Annotated in this window: 21 protein-coding genes; 8 read left to right on the top strand and 13 right to left on the bottom strand. The window is 43.5% G+C overall.

Annotated features, from left to right (window positions below; all coding sequences use genetic code 11):
* Positions 1–82: 82 nt before the first annotated feature.
* The 3 genes from cas7d to A3IK_RS0114525 are packed head-to-tail and all read right to left on the bottom strand — an operon-like array spanning position 83 to position 4,706.
* Complete coding sequence (cas7d, locus tag A3IK_RS0114535; RefSeq protein ID WP_020560715.1) at positions 83–1,066, bottom strand: type I-D CRISPR-associated protein Cas7/Csc2; 984 nt, start codon at positions 1,064–1,066, stop codon at positions 83–85.
* A gap of 11 nt (positions 1,067–1,077) precedes the next feature.
* Positions 1,078–3,978, bottom strand: a complete 2,901-nt coding sequence (locus tag A3IK_RS0114530; protein WP_020560714.1) for a hypothetical protein — start codon at positions 3,976–3,978, stop codon at positions 1,078–1,080.
* Entirely contained in the window at positions 3,975–4,706 is a 732-nt protein-coding gene (locus tag A3IK_RS0114525) for a CRISPR-associated endoribonuclease Cas6 (RefSeq protein WP_020560713.1), read from the bottom strand. Before A3IK_RS0114525 ends, A3IK_RS0114530 begins: the two co-directional genes overlap by 4 nt.
* A gap of 77 nt (positions 4,707–4,783) precedes the next feature.
* Here A3IK_RS0114525 and A3IK_RS0114520 point away from each other — a divergent pair, with 77 nt between their 5' ends.
* Positions 4,784–5,584, top strand: a complete 801-nt coding sequence (locus tag A3IK_RS0114520) for a WYL domain-containing protein (protein ID WP_020560712.1) — start codon at positions 4,784–4,786, stop codon at positions 5,582–5,584.
* Between the two features lie 51 nt (positions 5,585–5,635).
* Positions 5,636–6,367, top strand: coding sequence for a PD-(D/E)XK nuclease family protein (locus A3IK_RS0114515; RefSeq protein WP_083915746.1), 732 nt, complete (start codon positions 5,636–5,638; stop codon positions 6,365–6,367).
* Here the strand turns inward: A3IK_RS0114515 and A3IK_RS0114510 are convergent.
* Both A3IK_RS0114510 and A3IK_RS19645 read right to left on the bottom strand, forming a co-directional pair.
* A complete protein-coding gene (locus A3IK_RS0114510) occupies positions 6,352–6,951 on the bottom strand; it encodes an acyl carrier protein phosphodiesterase (protein WP_026220994.1) in 600 nt (199 codons plus the stop codon). The two genes, A3IK_RS0114515 and A3IK_RS0114510, sit on opposite strands and share 16 nt — an antisense overlap.
* A gap of 56 nt (positions 6,952–7,007) precedes the next feature.
* Entirely contained in the window at positions 7,008–7,499 is a 492-nt protein-coding gene (locus A3IK_RS19645) for a HugZ family pyridoxamine 5'-phosphate oxidase (RefSeq protein ID WP_020560709.1), read from the bottom strand.
* A 292-nt stretch (positions 7,500–7,791) separates the two neighbouring features.
* Here A3IK_RS19645 and A3IK_RS0114500 point away from each other — a divergent pair, with 292 nt between their 5' ends.
* From A3IK_RS0114500 to A3IK_RS19640, 3 genes are all read left to right on the top strand, one after another.
* Positions 7,792–8,559, top strand: coding sequence for an arylamine N-acetyltransferase family protein (locus A3IK_RS0114500; protein WP_020560708.1), 768 nt, complete (start codon positions 7,792–7,794; stop codon positions 8,557–8,559).
* Positions 8,560–8,629: 70 nt separating this feature from the next.
* Positions 8,630–9,118, top strand: a complete 489-nt coding sequence (locus A3IK_RS0114495; RefSeq protein ID WP_020560707.1) for an NUDIX domain-containing protein — start codon at positions 8,630–8,632, stop codon at positions 9,116–9,118.
* A gap of 384 nt (positions 9,119–9,502) precedes the next feature.
* Positions 9,503–11,284: a tetratricopeptide repeat protein gene (locus A3IK_RS19640; protein WP_020560706.1), complete on the top strand. Its 1,782-nt coding sequence runs from the start codon at positions 9,503–9,505 to the stop codon at positions 11,282–11,284.
* Here the strand turns inward: A3IK_RS19640 and A3IK_RS0114485 are convergent.
* The 8 genes from A3IK_RS0114485 to A3IK_RS0114450 all read right to left on the bottom strand — a co-directional run bounded on the left by A3IK_RS0114485 (position 11,281) and on the right by A3IK_RS0114450 (position 19,518).
* The gene (locus tag A3IK_RS0114485) at positions 11,281–12,168 is read right to left on the bottom strand and encodes a helix-turn-helix domain-containing protein (RefSeq protein WP_020560705.1); all 888 of its coding nucleotides are present in this window, start codon (positions 12,166–12,168) and stop codon (positions 11,281–11,283) included. The genes A3IK_RS19640 and A3IK_RS0114485 overlap by 4 nt on opposite strands.
* Positions 12,165–13,097 (bottom strand): AEC family transporter, encoded by a 933-nt coding sequence (locus tag A3IK_RS0114480; RefSeq protein WP_020560704.1) that lies wholly within the window; start codon positions 13,095–13,097, stop codon positions 12,165–12,167. The genes A3IK_RS0114485 and A3IK_RS0114480 overlap by 4 nt, the downstream gene beginning before the upstream one ends.
* Positions 13,091–14,947: a bifunctional sugar phosphate isomerase/epimerase/4-hydroxyphenylpyruvate dioxygenase family protein gene (locus A3IK_RS0114475; RefSeq protein WP_020560703.1), complete on the bottom strand. Its 1,857-nt coding sequence runs from the start codon at positions 14,945–14,947 to the stop codon at positions 13,091–13,093. Before A3IK_RS0114475 ends, A3IK_RS0114480 begins: the two co-directional genes overlap by 7 nt.
* 181 nt (positions 14,948–15,128) lie before the next feature.
* Complete coding sequence (gene aroQ / locus A3IK_RS0114470) at positions 15,129–15,581, bottom strand: type II 3-dehydroquinate dehydratase (protein ID WP_020560702.1); 453 nt, start codon at positions 15,579–15,581, stop codon at positions 15,129–15,131.
* Positions 15,582–15,685: 104 nt separating this feature from the next.
* Complete coding sequence (locus A3IK_RS0114465) at positions 15,686–16,684, bottom strand: TRAP transporter substrate-binding protein (RefSeq protein WP_020560701.1); 999 nt, start codon at positions 16,682–16,684, stop codon at positions 15,686–15,688.
* 79 nt (positions 16,685–16,763) lie between these two features.
* On the bottom strand, positions 16,764–18,056 hold the full coding sequence (locus A3IK_RS0114460; RefSeq protein WP_020560700.1) for a TRAP transporter large permease subunit: 1,293 nt from the start codon (positions 18,054–18,056) through the stop codon (positions 16,764–16,766).
* Positions 18,057–18,061: 5 nt separating this feature from the next.
* Entirely contained in the window at positions 18,062–18,568 is a 507-nt protein-coding gene (locus A3IK_RS19635; protein WP_245539495.1) for a TRAP transporter small permease, read from the bottom strand.
* Positions 18,569–18,615: 47 nt separating this feature from the next.
* A complete protein-coding gene (locus A3IK_RS0114450; RefSeq protein ID WP_020560698.1) occupies positions 18,616–19,518 on the bottom strand; it encodes a shikimate dehydrogenase in 903 nt (300 codons plus the stop codon).
* 211 nt (positions 19,519–19,729) lie between these two features.
* Here A3IK_RS0114450 and A3IK_RS0114445 point away from each other — a divergent pair, with 211 nt between their 5' ends.
* The 3 genes from A3IK_RS0114445 (at position 19,730) to A3IK_RS0114435 (ending at position 22,686) form a co-directional block, all read left to right on the top strand.
* Positions 19,730–20,428 (top strand): TetR/AcrR family transcriptional regulator, encoded by a 699-nt coding sequence (locus A3IK_RS0114445; RefSeq protein ID WP_245539494.1) that lies wholly within the window; start codon positions 19,730–19,732, stop codon positions 20,426–20,428.
* Positions 20,429–20,587: 159 nt separating this feature from the next.
* Positions 20,588–21,649: a 4-oxalomesaconate tautomerase gene (locus tag A3IK_RS0114440; protein ID WP_020560696.1), complete on the top strand. Its 1,062-nt coding sequence runs from the start codon at positions 20,588–20,590 to the stop codon at positions 21,647–21,649.
* A 164-nt stretch (positions 21,650–21,813) separates the two neighbouring features.
* A complete protein-coding gene (locus A3IK_RS0114435) occupies positions 21,814–22,686 on the top strand; it encodes an amidohydrolase family protein (RefSeq protein WP_020560695.1) in 873 nt (290 codons plus the stop codon).
* Position 22,687 lies beyond the last annotated feature (1 nt).

The following is a 22,687-nucleotide window of genomic DNA, read 5'->3' as shown; positions in this document are numbered from 1 at the left end:
CTTTCCTTTCAGGGAGATATACTGGCTGGGAGGGGTATGTATAACCCCTGCCAAATTCGCCCCTAAGGGCGTGGATTGAAACCTAACTGAACCATTCATTGAATAATGTGGCGATTTTGGGTTGGGCTTGTTTATAGTCTTGCTCTAAAGGACTGCCATTCTTTTCAAATGCTTTAATCAGTTCATGTTGCCACTGTTCGGCTTCTGAGCCTTGAATGCTGACCGTATGCTGGGCTTGTAGGGCTTCGTGCAGCGTGGCTTTAATACTGATTAAATCCCCATTAGCTTGGGGTTGGAGTACTTTAAGCAATTCATAGGGGGAGGTAATGGCCTGCTCAAATGGGTCGGCATAAATCCCTACCATATGGGTTCTGATATTAATACCCGTTACCGAGGTTTGCCCGCCATAACTCCCCGCTAACCCCATACTGAGCAGTAAATGTTTTAAGCCTATTTCTGGTAATACTTGCCCACGGGTACTGAGCACTTGCACCATTAAAGTCCCCGGTTTAATAAAGTGGCGGGTGAATAAGTTATCGCTATTTTTTTTCGTTTCTGCATCAAATAAGGTGCCATCTTCCATCGCGCGATTATGGAAAGTCGAATCCACACATTGCTCTTTCGGCTTAATACTCAAAGCATCGGAATAGCTGATCGCTGCACGCACGGGTAAGACTCGATTATCAAAATTAGCCGAGTCACCAAAGACTAAGGTATTGAGATCAAACGCATCGGCGGGCTTTTGTCCCTTATAAAGTACGGTTTTATTTTGTGCTTGTTTACCCCCCACACCTAAGGCACGCAAAATCTGTAAGCCACGGCTGCGCTCGGTATATTTAAATTTATTCGGTACGGCACGCACATAGAGATCATCTAGCCATTCAATATCCGTGATTTCTTGTTCAGCATTGCGAAATATGACCGGCGCAATGGCTTCGCGAATCAGCACCAGACTAATGCAGCCTAGATTTTTCAATTTAGGGTGAATATAGGTTTTCTTATCATCAATCGGGCTGCTGCTAGTCAATTGGTCAATAGAGGCTAAATAGGGAGTGAGTACTTGCATGATGATTATCCTTAAACAGTTGGGGTGAGTTCTTCAGTGGAGTGATCTTGAGTGCTTTGACGAAAGCCTTGCAAAAAGGCCATGCGATACACACTGCCTAATAAGCGCCGGGTGTTTTGGGCAGGTGGTTTGCCTTGTAGCACACCGTCCCAGACTTCATTTACAAATTGGGCGGCGAAATTCATGCAAGCGATTTCTAGTGTTTGCCCCTCTCGAAATTTGCTCGCCGACATTTTGTCTTTACGCCCTAAATTGGTTTCAAGCTCGCCTGCAATGCCATACACAAGGGAGGCGTGATCCGTTTGCCCGGTGGCGCGTAAGCCCATGGCAGTATCCATACACAAATTGAATACCAACATTTCTTCATTAGTAGAGGCTTGGGCGAGGGGCCGACGTTGGATTTGGCTGGCGGCTTGGCCTAAGCGCACTAGAGCACCATCAGTTGCAGTCATAGTTTGATTCTCCTGTAAGATTTGAAAGTCGTGATACATGCGTATTTTTAATTCTGCCAATGCGGCAGTTTTAATGGCGCTGGCTTGCTTTAAGGTATCGTGGGCATGGCACCACACCAGACAAATAGCGCTAAAACGGGTACGTGCATAGGCATAGAGATTGAGCACGTCATAGCCTAAGCCGGTGGTTTCAATCAGGGTTTGCGCGAGTTGTAATTGATCCAAAGCATTAGAAATTTGCTCAAGGCGTAGTGCTTGATAACCCATTAAAGCCTTAAGCAGGCTGGGCATAGCATCAAAATAAAAGAAGGCTTTTTGGGGTGTGGGTAAGCCGCGAAAAATATGAATCGGGCGACCAATACGTAAACAGGCTTGTAGGATTAGGCGTAACGTGTTGATCTGCTCTTCTATTTTTTCAGGAATACGTTCCAATCGAGCCATACGGTAACGATAGCGGTAGACTTCTAAGCCGCGATAGGCTGCCTTACCTTCCTCTATCTTTTGGCGGCTTAAGTCGTAAATAGACAGGGCTTTTAGATCGGCTTCATTATTGAGGGTCAGTGCGCCGAATAATCCTGTGGTAGTGGGGGATGAAATAAGCGTTGGTACGCCAGAGGGTTTTCCGCCTTGGCGATTAAATGCTTCTTGGCGCAGCTTATGTTCAGCGATAGAAATGAGGTTGATCGGTACTTGTCCATTAGCCGGAGCAGTGAGTGAGTCTGGTTTGCCTTCACGTCCTGAAAAAGCGGATACCTTGACTTGATATAAACCTAAGTTACTAGCCATTAGGGTACTAGCAGGCATATCGGTAAATAGGCACCGACCTGTTGCGGTTTCATCTTCAGGGTGGGCGCGTTGCTGTTGGAGCAGTTGACTAAAATGTCGCGTTATAGCTAATTGAGCTTGAGCGCCCTCTCCTTCTAGAAACTGATTGAATCCGGCTTGTTGCTCATCACCCTCCAACCATTGTTTTAATAAACCATTCGCTCCCCAAATAGCCTCTTTAGCTTCAATATGAGTGTCACAATAGGCCACTGCCCACAAGCTCAATAAGACCCGCCGCGATTGCTCATCGTTTAGCTCACTTAGCCAGATAGGTAGTTCAGTATTAAGGCACTGAAGTACATGCCGTTCGCGCTCGGCATAGTCCGGTAAACCATTTTTCTTACTGACAGGTAACTTTAAATTGAGCAGCAATACCAAATGAGCCGCTTGCAAAAATAAGCCTTGTGCTGCGGGGGATAGTTGTTCTGGATCGGGATAGGGTGTGCGTAATTGTCCTACCGCTTTAGGCCAGCGTGGGGCTAAACCTAGGGCGCTCAGGCAGCTATCTAAGGGGGAGGTGACACTATCGACTAGGCTGGTACTGATGAAAAATAAACGTCCGAGTTCTTTACGGGGATAGTCGGCTAAAAAGGTTTTGAGTGCCTCATGATCCGGTGTGCCATTGAGTAATTCGGGGATACCACGATTAGATACATTGATCGCTAGTTGGAAAGGCAAATGTTTGATTAAGCGCTGTAAGGCCATTTTTTTAATAGCAGCAGCATGGGCTTTAGGTAGGAGCATAAACAAGCGCCCATCTTGATGTGTTTCAATTAAGGGCGGTATGCCTGCATAGCGTGGATTACTACAAAGACCTGATAAAGCACGTTGTAACTCATCCAGCAAAAATGGATGGTGGGGGTCATAAATATCAACGGCTTCCCATTGAGTTAATAAGCGCGTGGCAAGGCTTTGATCCTGATCTAAGCGCTCAATAATTTTTTCTAGACCGCCTTGGCTACTGTGCTCTTGCCATAAACCATCCAGCTTATCCGCAAGCTTGACATAGCGCTCAACCGCAAGGGTGTAACTACGCGGAATAGGCGTGTGACTAGGATGGCGATGACGTTGGGTTTCTTCAGCTTGCTCAATTAAAAAACGGATTTGCTCAGCATTGAGTTTAATTTCCCCCAAGTACTCCCGTATGCCATAGCGCTGTAAGCTTTGCTCGACCTGCTCTAGTGTCAGAGGAGCATCACGCGTTAAACGCAGCATCTTGTCTAAATCATGCAAAAAGGCAATCGCGGCAACCACGGTCAAGGTATCAAGCAAGGCTTGCTCATCCTCTGCCTCTACTGTTTCCGTACCTAAAGCACCCGCTGTGTCTAAGGCGCATAGTACTACCGCACCGCGCACCACAGAGAGGAGGTGATCTAGTAAGGTAATATTTTGATTTTTCAGATAACGCTCGCGTTTTTGTGCATCCTCATCCCAGCCACCTTTGCCGCTGAGACTCATGAGATACAGCACACGGGTATCAATAATTTTGCCGTTGTGCAGGTCTTGCTTTTGCTTATCTGTGAGTAATTGCCCCACGCGTTCATTTAGCACTTTGGCCTCAATCACTTCTACCATAAAGCGTTCATAAACTTGAGCAGCTAATTCACCCGCTTGGTACATCAGTGTTGTGTTCATCCCTGAAGTCCTTGCTCTAATAAGCCTAAGCAGCCAAATCCATTGCGAGTCTTTTCGCCAATACCTGCATACCACGCAAAGCGCAGATCCTCCTCACTCCCTTCTAGCAGTAAAGGAGCTTGCATACCTATCACAAAACTTTTCTGCCCCTGACGCAGTTGTTTAAGGTTGACTAAAACGGAGTGCTCAGGATTCGCACGAAGATAAAGGGCATCGGGCTTAATCGTTAATTGAATAGGGCGTCCTGCTTTGGCGGAGAGCTTACGGCTAATAATTTCACTTAAATCAAGGTCACGCAGATCTTTACACCAGTGTTTAGCCGTGCCGTGTTGGGTTTGTTGCAGTGCTAATGGCGATAATAATAAACAGGCTAGTTGCGTCTGTTGGGGAAAGAGTGGGTCAGGCTCTACGTGAAGTTCAGCCCCAGCAAAATTAATCGACTCATCATTCCAGCGCCGTTGAGCAATATGCTCTGGCTTTAAGCGTGTTAAGGCGCGTGCCAATTCAGGATCCGTGGTGCTGATTACAAGGCCTTGGACAAACCCTACATGACCACGATGCCATCCTAGTGGGGCAAAATTCCAGATTTGGGCGTGAGACCCGATTAGGTTAGAGGCGGGATAGCCCGCACTTTCTATGCCATTAATAATAGCGTCATGAATAAGGTCTTGATGTGTATAGGGTTTAGCAGCAAGAGGAGGAGGTAACGTTAGTCTAATCCGTAACATGGGGACTCCTTGTGGGGATTTAATATACAATTCATTATGGGTTAAATGGTTTAACCTAATCAATACTAGGAACTGTCATGAAACGAGACTTGTTAAGGCGTTTTGCTTATATTGAAACTTGTTTATACTGGGGCGGGGGCGTTACGGCAGGGCAATTAGGGCAAACATTTGGCATCACGCGCCAAAATGCACAGGCGAGTATTGAGGCGTATCGCCAACAGTATCCGCATAATATGGTTTATAATCGTTCAACTAAACGCCATGAAGCCCAAGCAGAGTCCCACCCGCATTGCATTAATCGAGAGCCGCGTTATTATCTGAATTACTTACGTGGTAATTCGTTGACTAATCATTTTTGGGAGGATGAAGACTGGGGGATTTTACCGATAGAGGATGGTGATGCACTTTATCGTCCGCATTTGGATGCGAAGGCTGTACGTTTTGTGGTAGAGGCGATTCAAACCAAAAGACCGCTAGAGTTATATTATCACTCTAAGCAATCCGGTGATGAGAATTTAATTATTGCCCCTCATCATTTGGTTTATACCAGTAAACGCTATCATTTAAGGGCTTATTGTTATTCTAAAAATAAATTTATTGATCTGGTTTTATCTCGGATAGTAGATGCTGATTTTGCTCATCAAGAATGGGTTTCTTCAGAAGAGGATGAAGAGTGGCATAATTATATTGAGCTACATTTTAAACCAAATCCTGATTTGCCAGAAACCTTAAAAAGAACTTTATTATTAGACTTTAGGTTAGAAAAAGGGGTTTATACGATTAAAGCCCGTAAGGCTTTAAAGGATTATATTGAGCGAGATATGCTGCAATTAGATTGGCAGCTTAAGATACCATTATGGCTACCTGTTGAGTCTTAGCTAGGTGCAAGGCTAAGAGGAGAGTGTTAAGCTAAACACTATGCTTGCATCATGAGTCTAATGCTAATGTCCCTACCTTTTACCCCTACTTACAGCAGCTTGAATACTTTTATAGGTTGTGAACGTGCTTATCAAGCCTTCTATGTGACGAAAGAAGCGATTAAGCAAGATACGCCTGCAACGCTATTTGGCTCGTTGATTCATGCTTTAGCCGAGGAATATGCTAAAAATTCGCACCTTTCTACGATGCCTAGTAGTGATTATGATGATCCAGAGCGTCATTTTCAGCATATTAAACAGATTATTGATCACTATAAGCCTAAATCAGCTCAAGTTTATATTGAGCACGAACTCAATGTATCTAAAACAGGTCAAGTCTTAGATTGGTCTGATCCGAGTGGTTTAATTCGCGGGCGGAATGATTTTATTTGTATTAATGATCAAGGTGTCGCGGTATTAATTGATTGGAAAACAGGTAAGTTTAAAGAGCAATATTTTGACCCTAAACAATTACAATGGAATGCTTTATTAATCTTTGCGCGTTTTCCTGAAGTACAGACTTTATATTTTTGCTATGTCTATACCGGAGAGGGTTTACAAAAAAAGGGTAAGATTGAGCGTAAAGATATAACTGCACTCAATGAGCAAATTCTGCATTGGCATAGTCGTTTAGAATATGCTTATCAGGCGGATAGCTGGATACCTAAGCGCTCTGGATTATGTAAAAATCATTGTGATGTACTCAATTGTCGTTTTAATGGGCGACGTCAATTGAGATTATGAAATGATAAATCTTTCGCACTGAGTTGCACGTGGGTAATTAATTCGGGGTAAAACTGATTAAAGTCTTGCATAAGCTCCTTTTCTATGAGCTTTAGATTATTAATGGCAGGAGCAAGATCAATCGGACGTTTAAAACGCCGAGAAATACGCTTTAAACTCAGTTCAATACCCTCCACAGTTTGATAAGAGCCTAGCCAGTCTTGAGTAATTAATAGCTCGATAATGGCAGGGGCAGGCGGTGGTAGAGCGTTGGAGTGGGCAAGTTGTGCATAGGTCTGATTGGTAAAAGTTGACAAGCGTTCGGTGTCATATAGCTCCCAGCTTTGGCAGAGGCAATAGTCATAAAATATATCTATTAATACACCCGCAAAGCGTTGAAAGGGTGGGGTTATACGTTGCTTACTTTGTTTGACTTGCGGGTGTTGATCGGTAAAGCGATCAATCGTTTGATGTACCTGAATAGCGTATTGTTGGGTAGGGGTGAAGAGGTGTAAATGGCGAGTATTAATAATATCCGGTAATAGACTACTCGCCGGATCCGCTTGCACCATGGAAGCTAAATGTAAATGGGCTAACCAGTTCATAATAGAATACATTAATAATGGATGCCCAGTGTACGTTAAAAACCGAGGTAAGCAAATCAACTACGTCGCCAAGCGACTTGGTTTAGCTCCTGTCCATTTAAGCTATACGCTTTACCAAAGCCCGCGATATAAGAAGCGCTTTGCGGACTTAAACGATATAAATGAAAGTCAGGTAGTTGACGCAATAAACCAAAAAATTTACCAAATTGGGCATCAAATAATTGTAAAATAGGTTCGCAACTGGGCATTTGACGGGTAATCTCCACCGCATCACATTGTAGCGTGGCACGTTTGCGGGCAAAGAGCTGATGCGCTTGGTTTTCATCTTCAATAAACATGACGCTACAGCGGTGGGTTTGCGTTAAATTACGCGTGTGAGTGGCTAGCTCACTAATAAAAATATAATACTCATTCTGATAGGCGACATAAGGGGCATAACTCACCTCCGGTATACCGGCACTGTTTGCAGTCGCTAAGAGCAAGGTTTTGAATTGCTGGGTAAATTGATGAAATTCTTGACTAATAACACTTAAATCAGACGTCGTCATAATGGGGTACTCGATTATTTTAATGGATTAATTTTAAAGCAAGCTTTTCTCTGTGAGCTAGTCACTATGAAATAAATAATAACTATTGCCGTAGAGTATAGCTGCTGATGGCGAAGAGTTAGGGTTGAAGTAGGATTTTTTACGGTAGCAGTACAGTTTTTGATTTTAATGCCGTGACAGTCGCGACTATCCTCAAACTGTATAGCTGGTTTTATCACTATCTAGTCCTAGTTGCTGAGATAGGAGTAGTTTTACAATACTTTCTTTTCGGCATTTAATGAGATCAATAACGGTGTTAGCGCAGAATTTTAAACTCGATGATTATCTACAGCGTATTCATTATCAAGGGGAAATAACTCCTAGTGCAGTATTACTGAAAGCCTTAATGCAGCAGCAGTTATTTCATATTCCATTTGAAAACTTAGATGTATTAGCCGGTAAAGGGATTTCTATTATCCCTGAGGATATAGTCGCTAAATTAGTGTATCAGCAACGGGGTGGCTATTGTTATGAGGTGAATGGTTTGTTTAGCATGGCGTTGCAAGCACTCAATATCCCTTATCAATTAGTGGCAGCTCGCCCTATGTTTTATCCGATGAAGCGTCCTAAGACACATATGGCGGTGATTGCTAAGGTAGAGGGGCAAGAGTATTTATGTGATTTAGGGTTTGGTAGTTATAGTATTCGTGAGCCTTTACATTTAGCGGATTGTAATCAAACTATTCAACAGGATTTCGATACTTTTCAATTACTCAAAGAAGGAGATGAGTATATATTACAAGCATTAGTAGAGGGGAATTGGATTAATCAATATGGTTTTAATCGTTGTCCGACGGAGTTTATTGATTTTACGCCAGCGAATTGGATGAATTCGACCCATAAAGATGTGATATTTATGCAAAAGTATTTGATTGTAAAATTTACTCCTCAGGGGCGCACGATTTTATTCGGTGATCAGCTTAAGCAAGTAATCGGTAAAACGACACAAGTACAAACTATACAGCTTAATGATGTGAAAACCGTATTACGTGAGTATTTTAATTTAACAATGCCATCCTAGTATTTTAACTATACCGGCAAGGAGTAGGGTATAATCGAATTTATTACCCTACTAAGTTTATGAGATTATTATGCAGTTTTGTCCTGAATGTGCTAGTCCCTTAGTACGACGTATAATAGGGGGTGCAGAGCGTAGTGTTTGCACTGCTAGGGGATGTCACTTTATCCATTGGAATAATCCCACACCTGTAGTCGCAGGTATTGTGAAATTAGGGGATCAATATATTTTAGCGCGTAATGCAGCATGGCCTGATTATATTTACTCGATGATTACAGGGTTTTTAGAGGCAGGAGAGGATCCAGAAACTGCTATTATGCGTGAAACCCAAGAAGAGTTAGGCTTAATCGCCACCGAGGTTAAGTTTATTGGACATTTTATTTATGAAAAGCGCAATCAATTATTATTAGCCTATTTAGTAAAAGCGCAGGGCACTATAAAGCTGAATGAAGAATTGACTGATTATAAACTATTAACCCATGAAGAATTAGAGATTTATAATTTTGAACCGCTAAAATTAACGGCTACTATTGTGAAACAGCTACTATTATTAGAATCATAAGTTATCTTTACAATACTTTAAGCTTAGGTAAGTAGGTATGCCAAAGTAGTGGGGTGTTTCTGGAGCAGTCTTGGCGGCAAGGATGCCGCCTTGTAGCGTACAGGGAGGTATTCACAGCGGCTGCGGAGGAAACACCCCACTACTTTGGCTCAAGTATTTATCTTACCCCAGCCAATAGTGGTGATAACTTGCCTTACTTTGTGGAGTGGATAGCTCCTGAACAATTAGCTAGCGCTTAGTACTCGCCTAGTCGCAAAAAAGTAGGTAAAATTCTGCTCACCTGAATACTCATGGAGGATGTGCTAGGATGGAGCAAATAATTTTAATTACTAATAATAGAGCATGATGCGGTACTGGATTGGGCTAATTCTATGCTGGAGCCTAATGCCACTTTGGGCTAATCAGCACTATGAGGTGCATTTAGCAGCACCCATGGCACAAATTTATGAGCGTCCCGCCTTGGCAGGAAAAGTATTGTGTCAAGTGCGCGGGGTTCAACCGTTACCCTTAATCGTGGCGCAGTATTATAATGATTGGTATCAAACCTATCATTGCGGTGTGTTGGGGTATATTCCTGCTAGCCAAGTGGCAGAGGTGGCGACATTTAATGATGCAAATGTTACTAAATTAGATATTGCCCAACTGCAAAATCTAATTACACCCCAAGAACGGGCGAAATTAAACTTATGGTGTCCCTTTAGTCCTTTATTTTCTAGCCCCTTACAAGCTTATTGCTTATTTGATCCTATTGTAACCACGCCTACTGCTGTAACAATGGTGAATTATTGGCGCATCTTAGCCGCTACTTCATCCTCTTCACCGCAAAAGTTACCCCTAACTTATTTACTAGCTGCTGCTAAAGACCCTATGAGTGTAATACCTTTTCATCTAGGGACTTTATATGAAGAAGGTATTGGGGTAAGACGTTGTAATTTACAAGCCTTTTATTGGTATAAAATGGCTGCCCAACAAGGGGATCGTTTAGCTCAATTTAAATTGGCCGAATATTGGTTTAATGGGCAAGCAGGCAGTGAAAATAAGGGTAAGGCTTTATATTGGTTGATGCAATCAGCTCAGGCAGGTTATTCAGAGGCACAATATGATTTAGGTATGCGCTTTAATGTTGGCTTAGGTACAGAAGAGAATAAAACTAAAGCTTTATCATGGTTAAATAAGGCAGCTAAGCAAGATCATGTGTTAGCACAATTACAATTAGCTAGTATTTATTATAATGGTGAAGGCGTACCAATAAGTTATAAATTGACTAAAGAATGGCTAAATAAAGCAGCTCATTATGATAATCTAGATGCGCAATTAAAGTTATATCTATTAAATCATTATGACAATAGTAAACCCGCTAATGCCGAGCAGGCTGACTATTGGTTAGCACAAGCTTTAAAGCAAGGCGAGGGTTTAGCGTATTATCGTCTGGGTTATTTATATTATTATGGTGATGGAGTCGATGCTAGTACTACCTTAGCTTTACAATACTATCAAAAGGCGGCTGATCTAGGTGATAAAATAGCTCAATATAGCCTAGGGGTATTGTATGATACTGGGGATGGGGTAAATGAAAATAAATCCCAAGCCGTCTATTGGTTTACTAAATCGGCTGAGCAAGGGTATGCTCCCGCGCAATTTAATCTTGCCTTATTATATGATGAGGGTAAGGGAGTTAAGGAAGATAATCAATTAGCCTTAACCTGGTATTTAAAGGCAGCACAACAACAGTATGTTGCCGCTCAATATAACTTAGCCTTTATGTATGACCAAGGTAAAGATATATCTAAGCATAAAAAGAAAGCCTTACAATGGTATTTACAGGCAGCAGAGGCGGGTGATTCTGAGGCGCAATTTAATTTAGCACTATTGTATTATCGTGGTGAGGGTGTGGAGCGCGATAAAACCAAAGCCTTACAATGTTTCAATGCGGCAGCTAGGCAAGGTGATTTAAGTGCTCAGTTTAAATTAGCCGAAATGTATAATCGTGGTGATGGCATATTACAAAATAAAACCGTTGCATTAAAATGGTATACACGAGCCTCTGAGCAGGAAGAAAATCCTAAAACGAAACAAGTTTTATTAGATCGCATTAAAGCTATTATAGAAAGCACCTCAAAGACTGCAAAATCTAGTAAAGCTACGATAGCAACCTCAAAACCTTAATGATTTTGATGCCACTGCAGTTTAAATTGACTAGGTGAAGTACCCGCACTATGGCGGGTAAAAAAGCGCGTAAAGTAAGCGGGATCTTTAAAACCTAACTCATAAGCTAGGGTAGAAATCGCTGAATTGGTATAAATCAAGCGCCGTTTAGCTTCTAGCATTAAACGTCCATGAATCAGTTGTAGTGTATTTTGCCCGGTATAGCGTTGACATAAGCGATTAAGGCGATTTTCAGTGAGTCCTAATGCATTCGCATATTGATTTACCCCCCATTGTGCCAGATAGTTTTGCTCTAATAAATCTAAAAAACGTTCATAAAGGGTAATCTTATAATTCGATGGACTTAAGCTTTGTGCTAGTGGTAAGGCATTACGACTGAGTAAAATTAAAATAATTTTTAAATAAGAACCTAAGATACTCACCTTGCCTAATTGGTCTGATTCATATTCACTAAGTAGTTGTTGAATTAAGCCAAATAAACGCTCATAGGTTGCCTGATTATTAGCTTGATTAAGCAGTAAAGGTCGGCTGAGTAAAATCAGTAGTGCTTGATGTTCAGATTCAGCAAATAAACCAGACAAAAAGGCGGCATTAATAGTAAGAATATAGCCCTGTACCGACGGGTGATGGGTAAAGCCATGCACTTCACGTGCAGGCACATAAATAATACAGCCTGCCTTTTCTTCATAATGCTGATCATGTATTTTAGCTAATACACTGCCGGTTTCTAGTACCAGTAATTGATGTAAATGATCATGGCGATGGGGATGAATTTCCCATTGATGTTTCGGTAATGATTCTTCTAGACGAGTAATCGCTAGATGATGGGTAGAATCAATAGCGGCAGTTTTACCATAAAGAAAGTAATGTGGCACATCATTCATAATAATCCATGTATCACTAAAGTTAGACTAAAAAACGATAATAGTGTGGTAATAAATAGGGTATTAGTACAAAAGATTCTCATGCCATAATGCTCTCCTATAATAGGGTAGATACTCATCATAGGGATGGCAGCAAATAAAATCACGGCTAATTGTAGCTGATGGTCAAAATCAGGGAGTAAGCCGACTAATAGTGCCACGATTAATGGATGTAAGAATAGTTTGCCTAATAATACCATACTAAGCGCTTGATTAGGGGGTGAAAATTTATTACTGGCTAGACTCGCACCAATAAAGATTAAAGCCAAGGCAACCGTGGCATTACCTAACATACCTAGTGTTTTAGCAATCGGCTCTGGCATAGGTAAGTGCAAGCTCGCCCAAAGTAAACCTAGAAAAATAGCAATAATCAAGGGATTAGTAGCAATGCGTTTGGCTATATTGAGTAAAGTTTTTGAGAGATTATGATGTTTTTGTGCGCTACCATACTCTAGTAGCAAGAGAACGATGGGTAGTATTAATAGGTTTTCTACTAATAACACCATAGTTAATCCCGCTGCGAGTGGGGTATGAAAGGTTAACATTACAATAGGATAACCAATAAATACACTATTTGGTGTACTCATGCCCAAAGCATGAATACTCGCCGGTATCACTCCACTTTTAAGCCAGAGGAAACTTAAGCTAAAACCGATAATTAATACGAATAGCCCTCCTAAACCATAGGCCATTAAAAAATAAGGCTCTATAACGCTATTTAATTCTATGGTTCTGAGATTATTAAAAATAAGGGCAGGTAACGCTAAATATAAAACCAATTTTCCAATAGCAGGGACGGCGCTGCTAGGCATGAGCTGTGTTTTAACCGCCAATGCGCCAACCCCAATTAAGAGAAAAATCGGTAATAAAGTTGCTGCAATAGCTAACATAATTGGGCAACCTCTAAAGCTTGCATAGTCATACGCATTTGCGCATTAGGCACACCAAAACCTTGATAACCATTACGTTGCACTAATTCAAAGCAAAAACGTCCGGCAAAGAGTTTGGTAAATAATTGCAAAAATACACCCTGCTCATCTTCATCATAGAGAATATGATAATGCTGTAAGGCAGCTAAAAATTCGGGGGTTAAATCAAAACGCGCGGCAATATCATCATAATAATTAGCAGTAACAGGCATGGTTTCTATGCCTAATTCGGCTAAACGCTGGGCTACACTCACTAAATCATGAGTACGCATAGCAATATGATTCACCCCACCACCAGCATAACGACTCGCAATATAATTCGAGACGGTTTGTGAGGCGGCGGAACTATTTAACGTAAAGGCCACTTTTTTATCTGCCGTTTGCATCACTTGGCTTTTAATTAAACCACTAGGATCAGCCACATTCACACTGGCACTGGGTAACATGCCAAATAATGAGCGATACAGCAAAATCGAATGCAGCATTTCTTCATAGCTCATACTCAGTGCCACATGGTCAATCGCCTGTAAATAGGCCATAGGTTCATGGGGTTGGGGGACAAATTCACGTTCCCAATGAGAGGGTTGCAAGGTTTCATCCACTAAATACAATAAGCTGCCAATTGGTCCAAGCACGGCGGGAATACCATGTGTATCCGTGCTGAGGCTACCTTGGGTGAGGTCATAACCGAGTTGTGTCGCCCGTTGCGTCAGGGCAGGAATATTTTGGCAGCTTAAACCAAAGGCGCAGACTGATACACCATGCTGCTCATGATAGCGCTGTCCAAAACTATCTGGCTCTAAATTCATTACCAGATTGATAGCACCTTGACGCCAAACCTCGACCGCTTTTTTACGATGAATACCGGCTTTACTAAAACCTAAAGCACTTAATAAGGGAGTGAGTGCCTGCTTTTCGGTTTCATTTAAAGCGAATTCAATAAATTGGATTTCGGAGGGGGATTGAATACTAGGTAATAACTCTCCTTGTTGAGCGAGTACGGATTCAGAGGAATTATTGGCATAGACTAAGGAGCGATAACCATCACGGGCAGTATTTTCTGGGGAGCCAGAGCGAAATTGATCATTAAAAATTTCTAGCGAAAACGGCCCATTATACCCCGTTGCATGTAGGTTTTTAACAAAACGGTCAATAGGTAATTCTCCTTGTCCCGGAAAACAACGATGGTGGCGACTCCACGATAAATGATCCATGGATAAGCGCGGGGCATCGGCGACTTGAACTAGAAAAATCTTATCGCCCGGAATATTTAAAATAGCTTGTAAATCAACATTGCGCGAGAAAATATGGAAGGTATCAAGGCATAATCCTACTCGCTCATGATGCGCCCGCCGTACAATTTCCCATGAGTCACGGTAATCATACACATGCTTACCCCAAGCCAGCGCTTCAAAAGCCACGCGCATATTCCGCTGTTTAGCCCGTTCACCTAATTCATGAAAATCATCCGCCGCGCGTTGTATACCCCCTAACGCATGGGGGGAGACACTGCTACAGGCCATGAGTAAATCGGTGCCAAGCTGCTCCATTAGATCAAATTTACGTTCAGCACGATCAAAGGCCTTGCGCCGATACGGTTCGGGCAAGCCTTCAAAATCCCGAAAGGGCTGGTAAGTGACGACTTCTAAACCATGATCCTCAATCATGCGTCGAATCTCTGCCACCGAGCCTTGATGAGTGATCAAATCATTTTCAAAAATCTCAATCCCATGAAAACCCGCTTGGGCAATCGCCTCAATTTTCTGGCGTAAGGTGCCAGATAAGCATACCGTAGCAATCGAATAACGCATGATAGAAACCACCTAGCTAATAAAATGACTAAATAATTACCTGCACAGATCTAAGTAATTGAGTAAAAGTAATCGGGTGTTTCTGGAGCAGTCTTGGCGGCAGGGATGCCGCCTTGTAGCGTACAGGGATGTATTCACAGCGACTGCTCCAGAAACACCCGATTACTTTTCTTTTACCTAGCTACTTATGAAACTTACGCACCAAACCCTCTATAGCCAACACATAGCCATCTACCCCAAAGCCCACCACAATTCCAGCCGCCGCAGGGGAGATATAAGAATGGTGGCGGAAAGATTCGCGGGCGTGAACATTAGAAATATGAATCTCAATCACCGGCACTTCAGCCCCTTTAATGGCATCATGGAGGGCGATTGAGGTATGGGTATAGGCTCCGGCATTGAACACCACACCTAAGACCGAGCCGTCTTTTACACCACGTCCGGCCTCATGAATGGCATCAATCAACACGCCCTCATGGTTACTTTGCAAACATTTCACTTCAAAGCCTAAACGTTTGCCGGTGGCCTGACACAGCGCTTCCACATCGGCGAGGGTGGTATAACCATATTGGGCAGGCTCGCGTTGACCGAGTAAATTGAGATTGGGGCCATTTAATACTAAAATAGAGGGCATGATGGTTCCTTAACTTAATTAAATAGACGATAAGAGATGAGGTTCCCACTAGGGCGAAGCTATATATAGCTAGGCCTTAGTGGGTGGGCTATACGCTAGGCGTATTATTTACGTAAAGTGGCTAATTCACTCTGTAGTTTATCAACCGTTTCTTTACCCGCAACATCGGCATATTTTTCAATAATAGGCTTCATTAGCTCGCGCATTTTAGCCACTTCTTCGGGGGGAAGTTCAGTCACTTCCATACCGGCTGTTTTCAGCTCCTCTAAGGCGCTGGCTGATTTTTCACGGGCTACACCTCGCTCATATAAGCCTGCTTCAATCGCTGACTCACGAATAATAGTTTGCTGTTCGGGGGTTAATTTATCCCATACTTTCTTACTGAAAATCGCCGATTGCGGATTATATTGATGATGAGTAATGGTTAAGTGTTTTTGGACTTCATAAAACTTATTAGCAGCAATCACCGTTAAGGGGTTTTCTTGACCATCAATAGCCTTTTGCTCTAAGGCGGTATAGACCTCTGGGAAAGGTAGCGGGGTTGGATTAGCCCCTAAGGCCGTGACCCAGTCCACATTAATGGCATTAGGAATAACCCGCAGTTTTAGACCTTTAATATCTTCCACTTTATTAATCGGGTGTTTGCTATTGGTCATATCGCGGAAACCTAATTCCCAATAGGTCAAACCTATAATGCCTTTATCCTCTAATTTAGCGTGTAAGGCTTTGCCAAATTCACCATCGACTATTTTGTCTACTTCCTCTGCACTACCAAACATAAAGGGGAAGTCATACACGGTAAAATCTGGAACCTGTGAGGCGAGAATACCGGAGTTCAACACCACCATGTCTAAAGTGCCGCCTTGTAAGGAGGAAACATTTTGCGCATCGCCACCTAATACGCCTCCAGCAAATACTTTAACACTCATGCTGCCATTGCTTTTGCTATCTACTAGCTCGGCAAATTTAGCAGCGCCCATTTCCAAAGGATGACCTTTAGGGTTTTGTAGAGCGAGTTTGAAATTTTTATCAGCTGCCCAACTCATATTCAGGCTAAGCGTGGCAACCAAAGCAACAACACTACTGACCAGTAAACGTTTCATAATCTTCATCCTCCAAGATGTTTGCGGAGCGGCGATAAGGGTTAGCACAAACGCGCTCCGTCGTTTGTGCCTGAAAACGTTAATAAAACCAAGATAAGGGGACAAGTACCAAACTAGGGAAGAGTACTAGTAAAAATAGCACTGCTAATTGTGCGATTAAGAAAGGTAAAACCCCTTTAGCAACTGCGCCTACACTCATACCGCCTACGCCTGCCATAACATTGAGTACGGTACCAACGGGGGGCGTAATCAAACCAATAGCACCATTAATAATAAATAGCACCCCGAAATAGACCGGATCGATGCCGGCTGCTTTCACTACCGGAACGAGCACGGGTGCTAGAATTAAAATAGTAGGGGTTAAGTCCATTGCCGTACCGACTAAAATACATAACAGCATAATTGAGAATAGGAGTAGGGTGGGGCTATCCATCAGGGGGTCAAGCAATTCGACGACTTGACCGGGTAAATCCGCCACCGTAATGAGCCAAGCCGATACCATAGCGGCGGCGACTAAAAACATAATTGTGGCAGTGGTTTTACCAGCGCTAATGAAGACTTCATAAAGCTGATGCCAAGTCATTTCACGGTAGATCACCATAGCAACGAATAGGGCATACACCGCCGCTACTACAGCCGCCTCAGTCGGAGTAAACACGCCCAGTTTTAAGCCCACTAATACAATCACGGGTAACATTAAGGCCCAAGTGGATTCTTTTAGGGCTTTGAGACGCTCAGCACCGCTGGCTTTGGGTGGTCTTTGGCGTTCAGGTTGGTTTTTATCTTCACGCGTGACTACAAAATACCAAGCTATTGCTATAGCGACTCCCATCATTAATCCCGGAAAAATACCCGCCATAAATAATTTACCAATTGAGATGTTGGTAGCGACTCCAAAGACTACAAAGGCAATCGAGGGGGGAATGATGGGGGCAATAATACCCGCTGCTGCAATTAATCCGCCAGATTTAGCTTTATCATGTCCTACGGCTGCCATCATAGGCAGTAAGAGCGCCCCTAATGCAGCCGTATCTGCCACCGCAGAGCCGGATAAGGCCGCCATTAAACACGCCGCTAAAATGGCGACATAACCCAGCCCACCGCGTACATGGCCTAAGAGCGTCATGGCTAAATTAACAATGCGTTTTGAGAGTCCCCCCACATTCATAATCTCACCCGCTAACATAAAAAACGGGACAGCTAAGAGAGGGAAGCTATTGGCACCCTCAATCAGGTTTTGTGCCAAAATTTGTGCATCGAATAAATCCAGATGCCACATCAGTGCAATGCCGGATAACAGCAATGAATACGCAATGGGGACGCCGAGCACCATCGCTGCGAGCAGTACCACAATGAAAATAACAATGGTCATTTTGGCTACTCCGCGTGTGAGTTTGAATGAGGGGGCGGGAGAGGTGCATTCATATTGCGAATCGCTTCCCACAGATCTGTGAGCAAAATCACGCCTGTAGAAACAGCAAAAAAGATACCCACACCATAAAACCACCCTTGGGATAGTCCCGTGACGGGGGCGTAATTTTCCAGATTGATTTGGGTTTGGCTTAAGCTACCGCTAAAAATGAGCCAAGTGACCCACAGCATCAACAATAAAACCACAATGCGAACGATGCGCTGTATAGAGGGGGGTAAAGCCGAGGCTACTTCACCCATAGACATATGCGCTTTTTCATGCAGAGCGACGACCGCTCCCATAAAGGTTAGCCATACAAATAGCCAACGGGATAATTCTTCCGAGATGGTAATGCCAGAGTTAAGACCATAGCGCAATACCACATTACCAAACACTAATACCACCATAATGGCGAGTAATAATGCCATTATCATTGCCAAAAAGCGGCAATATCGATCTATCCATTTTTTCACAGGCTCTCCTCCTAGCTATTAGAGCATGATGAGTTTCACTATCCCCCTTAGGCTGGGTCTAGACTATTAAAGGTCGCTTGCATAGCGGCACTATCGGGGCGTATTCCCGTAATCAGCTCAAATGCACCTACCGCTTGAAAGACTGCCATGCCCGCACCGGATGCCGTGCGACAACCTTTTAAACGGGCAGCCCGTAATAGCTCGGTTTCCAGCGGGAAATAAATAATATCCACCACCCATAATCTTGCTTGTAGCAACTCAACAGGGAAGGGGGTGCCGGGTAGTTTCGCCATGCCAACGGGGGTAGCGTTTACTAGACCATCAATACGATCTACTAGAGCGGCATCAATATCCGTAGCAGTCGCACGGTCAGTACCATAATGAGTATTTAGACTCTGAGCGAGTGCTGCAGAACGCTCTCTACTAACATCGGTAATGAGTAATTGTTGTACTCCCTCACTCAGTAAAGCATGGGCGACAGCAACGCCCGCCCCCCCTGCACCAATGAGTAATACTGTGTCATGTTTCACATCCCCCATTTGGCGTCGGAAGCTTTCAGCAAATCCAGTGAAATCGGTGTTATGCCCAATGCGCTTACCATCTTTAAAGACTACGGTATTCACTGCACCGACAGCACTCGCACTAGCCGCGAGTTCGTCTAACAAAGGAATGACTTGTTGCTTATAAGGGAAAGTAATATTAAGCCCCGCAAAGCCACACCATTGTGTTGCTTGCAGTAATTGCTCAAGTGTGGGGGCGGGTTGGGCGATTTGATCGGTATCGAGTAATTGATATAGGTAGTGCAAACCTAGGCGAGCGCCTTCGGCTTGATGCATGGCAGGGGTTCTTGAACCTTGAATACCCTGACCAATGAGTCCGGCTAGCACCTTAACCTTTTTAGTGTTAGGCGATACCGTTGTATGCACTGTGCTGGATAGTGTTGACACCATTCTCCTCCTTAAAATCCATAGCTTAGTATGTGCGGTCTAAAATACTTTGTACCAATTGGTTTATTTGGTCAAGCATTTTTGTACCATTTGGTTAATTTATTTTTGACTTTTCTCAAAAGGCACGCTGTATAGCACTTCAGATAAACTTGCAAGCCCTGAGTAGAGTCGGTAAAACACCTATTGTTCGTAATGGTTAATTAAAGAAAGCAGTATGTGTGCAATGGGCGATTTAAAAGATGATAAGCAAGAAGATGTAAAGAGCTGGAAACAAAATCCAGAAGCAGTACGCATGGATATTATTAAAGTAGCCACCGAGGAGTTTGCTGCCAATGGCTTATCAGGCGCACGGGTGAATGAGATTGCGGCTAAAACCAAAACCTCAAAACGCATGATTTATTATTACTTTGGGGATAAAGAGGGGTTATATCAGCAGGTATTGATTGAAGCCTATCGTTCGGTGCGTGAGGGGGAGAGTGAGCTAGACTTAGAGCATTTAGATCCACCGACGGCATTGAGAAAATTAGTCGAGTTCACTTTTGATCACCATCGCCGCAATCCAGACTTTATTCGGCTGGTGATGATTGAAAATATTCATAATGCCGATTACCTCAAACAAACAGCCTTTATGAAAACCCTGAATCAACCTGTGATTGAGCGTCTGACCGCTCTTTATGAGCGAGGTTTAAATGAGGGGGTATTTCGTGCTGCTATTAGTCCTGTAACTTTACACTGGCATATTAGTGCCTTGTGTTTTTTTAATATCTCTAATTTAGAAACCTTTAATGTGAGTTTTGGTAAACAATTGTTTACTAAGGCGGGGCAGAGTAGGCTAAAGCAGCAAGTGGTTGAAATGGTATTACGCTATACCTTAAAACCCGAATGGATTGATCAATGCCTGAGTGAGCGCTAGGGATAAAATTGCAGAAAAGTACCAGTCTATAAGTATTTTGTGCATGTTCAACTCAAGTATCCCTGATTACACTACTCAACATCCGCGATTGATTAATCAGATCGCTTAGGTCTAGTCCCCGTATAGTTGTGTATGTATTAGCTAGGTAGGAAATTGAGTATGCAAGTTGCTGTTCCCTTTATGCAGTTTCGAGGTGGTAGCTCTAAAGGCTTGTACTTTTTAGCGAGTAACTTACCTAGTGATGAGTCTGAGCGTAATGAATGGATTTTATCCGCAGTAGGACGCGAAGCCCGACAAATCGATGGGGTAGGGGGCGCACATCCTCTGACTAGTAAGGTAGCGGTGGTAAGTCCCTCTACTCGTCCTGATGCCGATGTTGATTTTCTGTTTGTTCAAGTCGTGGTGGGTGAAAACCGTGTGGATACCACCCCGAATTGCGGCAATATTCTAGCCGGTGTAGGGCCTTTTGCGCTTGAGGCCGGACTCCTAGCCCCCCAAGGTGAAACGACTACTGTCCGTGTTTACATGGTCAATAGTGAAAATCTCTGCGAACTCATTATCCAAACCCCTCATGGTAAAGTGCAATACGAAGGTTCTGCCAAGATTGATGGAGCGCCCGGTACTTCAGCCCCTATTACGTGTAATTATCTCGATATTGCTGGCTCCATCTGTGGTGCTTTACTACCGAGTGGGCATACTCAAGATGTGATTGATGGGGTGGCTGTTACTTGTATTGATAATGGTATGCCAGTCGTAGTGATTCGTGCCGCCGATCTGGGCAAAACCGGCTTAGAAAGCTGTGCTGAGCTCAGTAGTGATACCGACTTTCGTGCTCGACTAGAGGCGATTCGCCTTAAAGCCGGTGTACTCATGGGCTTAGGCGATGTGACTAAAAAAGTAGTCCCCAAAATGACCCTAATTGCACCACCCCAAACCGGCGGACATATTAGTACCCGTACCTTTATTCCTCATACTTGTCACGATGCTATTGGCGTTTTAGGTGCTGTGTCTGTGGCGACAGCCTGCATTTTGCCAAACTCTGTAGCGGAAGGTGTGGCTAAGCCTGCAAGTGGTAATCCTAAAGTCTTGTCAGTTGAGCATCCCTCAGGCGAGTTTTCGGTGGAGTTACTCCAAGACGAACAGGGTAATGTGATTAAGGCCGGGTTGTTGCGTACTGCGCGGTTACTCAGTCGGGGAGAGGTGTTTATTACCGTGGATTAGAGAGTTGAGTAAAAAAGTAGTCAGGTATTTCTTCCGCAGCCGCTGTAAATACGTCCTTGTACGCTACAAGGCGGCATCCCTGCCGCCAAGACTGCTCCAGAAATACCTGACTACTTTTTAACGACTTCAAGCTAGTAACTTGTTAATAGGACGGAGGAGAGTGAATGAGCAAACCGAGTTGTATGCCGCCGGACAATAATACGCGCGTGCCCTTATATAAAGCCCCCCCCAAATCGTGTGACGCGCATTGTCACGTGTTTGGCCCCCATAATATTTTTCCCTATTCTGACAAAGCCTCTTATTGGCCCCCTGATGCGGATAAGTACGCCCTAAAACGTTTACATGACAAGCTAGGAATTGAGCGAGCTGTCCTCGTTCAGGCGAGCTGTCATGGTATTGATAATCGCGCCATGATAGATGCGATTAAAACTGGCAAGGGTGCCTATCGTGGGGTCTGTATTGCTAATGACACCTTTAGCGAGAATGACTTTCAGGATTTGCATGATGGTGGTGTGCGCGGGGTACGCTTTAACTTTGTTAAACACCTCGGCGGTGCGCCAAATCTAGAAGGCATGAAAACGGTATTAAACCGCGTAAAACCACTAGGTTGGCATTTAGTCATTCATGTGAATGCCGAAGATGTGATTACTTATGCTGAGTTTTTCGATGCCTTAGAGATGGACATTGTGGTCGATCATATGGGACGGGTTCCGACTAGTGAAGGGGTAGGGCAACAAGCCTATCAAATTCTATTAGAGCGGATGCAGCGCGATAACTGGTGGATGAAAGTATGTGGTTCTGAGCGTATTTCTATGGGGCCACCGTTTTATGATGCCGTACCTTTTGCCCAAGGTTTTATTGAAATCGCTCCCGATCGTATTCTGTGGGGCACTGATTACCCCCATCCGAATATTAAAAAGCATATGCCCAATGATGCTGATTTATTAGATCTAGTGCCTTTGATTGCGCGTGATCCTGTAATTCAACACAAAATTCTGGTTGAAAACCCTGCACGTTTATATGGCTTTGAGGACTAAT

Origin of the sequence: Thiofilum flexile DSM 14609, from assembly GCF_000380185.1 — a bacterium.
Lineage (GTDB): Bacteria > Pseudomonadota > Gammaproteobacteria > Thiotrichales > Thiotrichaceae > Thiofilum > Thiofilum flexile.
Note: the sequence above shows the minus strand (reverse complement) of the source record. Positions and strands in the feature narration are given on the sequence as shown.

Excerpts from the sequence above, each read along its gene's own strand:
- cas7d (WP_020560715.1), bottom strand. The coding sequence starts at position 1,066 with ATGCAAGTACTCACTCCCTATTTAGCCTCTATTGACCAATTGACTAGC.
- A3IK_RS0114530 (WP_020560714.1), bottom strand. The coding sequence starts at position 3,978 with ATGAACACAACACTGATGTACCAAGCGGGTGAATTAGCTGCTCAAGTT.
- A3IK_RS0114525 (WP_020560713.1), bottom strand. The coding sequence starts at position 4,706 with ATGTTACGGATTAGACTAACGTTACCTCCTCCTCTTGCTGCTAAACCC.
- A3IK_RS0114520 (WP_020560712.1), top strand. The coding sequence starts at position 4,784 with ATGAAACGAGACTTGTTAAGGCGTTTTGCTTATATTGAAACTTGTTTA.
- A3IK_RS0114515 (WP_083915746.1), top strand. The coding sequence starts at position 5,636 with ATGAGTCTAATGCTAATGTCCCTACCTTTTACCCCTACTTACAGCAGC.
- A3IK_RS0114510 (WP_026220994.1), bottom strand. The coding sequence starts at position 6,951 with ATGAACTGGTTAGCCCATTTACATTTAGCTTCCATGGTGCAAGCGGAT.
- A3IK_RS19645 (WP_020560709.1), bottom strand. The coding sequence starts at position 7,499 with ATGACGACGTCTGATTTAAGTGTTATTAGTCAAGAATTTCATCAATTT.
- A3IK_RS0114495 (WP_020560707.1), top strand. The coding sequence starts at position 8,630 with ATGCAGTTTTGTCCTGAATGTGCTAGTCCCTTAGTACGACGTATAATA.
- A3IK_RS19640 (WP_020560706.1), top strand. The coding sequence starts at position 9,503 with ATGCCACTTTGGGCTAATCAGCACTATGAGGTGCATTTAGCAGCACCC.
- A3IK_RS0114485 (WP_020560705.1), bottom strand. The coding sequence starts at position 12,168 with ATGAATGATGTGCCACATTACTTTCTTTATGGTAAAACTGCCGCTATT.
- A3IK_RS0114480 (WP_020560704.1), bottom strand. The coding sequence starts at position 13,097 with ATGTTAGCTATTGCAGCAACTTTATTACCGATTTTTCTCTTAATTGGG.
- A3IK_RS0114475 (WP_020560703.1), bottom strand. The coding sequence starts at position 14,947 with ATGCGTTATTCGATTGCTACGGTATGCTTATCTGGCACCTTACGCCAG.
- aroQ (WP_020560702.1), bottom strand. The coding sequence starts at position 15,581 with ATGCCCTCTATTTTAGTATTAAATGGCCCCAATCTCAATTTACTCGGT.
- A3IK_RS0114465 (WP_020560701.1), bottom strand. The coding sequence starts at position 16,684 with ATGAAACGTTTACTGGTCAGTAGTGTTGTTGCTTTGGTTGCCACGCTT.
- A3IK_RS0114460 (WP_020560700.1), bottom strand. The coding sequence starts at position 18,056 with ATGACCATTGTTATTTTCATTGTGGTACTGCTCGCAGCGATGGTGCTC.
- A3IK_RS0114450 (WP_020560698.1), bottom strand. The coding sequence starts at position 19,518 with ATGGTGTCAACACTATCCAGCACAGTGCATACAACGGTATCGCCTAAC.
- A3IK_RS0114445 (WP_245539494.1), top strand. The coding sequence starts at position 19,730 with ATGTGTGCAATGGGCGATTTAAAAGATGATAAGCAAGAAGATGTAAAG.
- A3IK_RS0114440 (WP_020560696.1), top strand. The coding sequence starts at position 20,588 with ATGCAAGTTGCTGTTCCCTTTATGCAGTTTCGAGGTGGTAGCTCTAAA.
- A3IK_RS0114435 (WP_020560695.1), top strand. The coding sequence starts at position 21,814 with ATGAGCAAACCGAGTTGTATGCCGCCGGACAATAATACGCGCGTGCCC.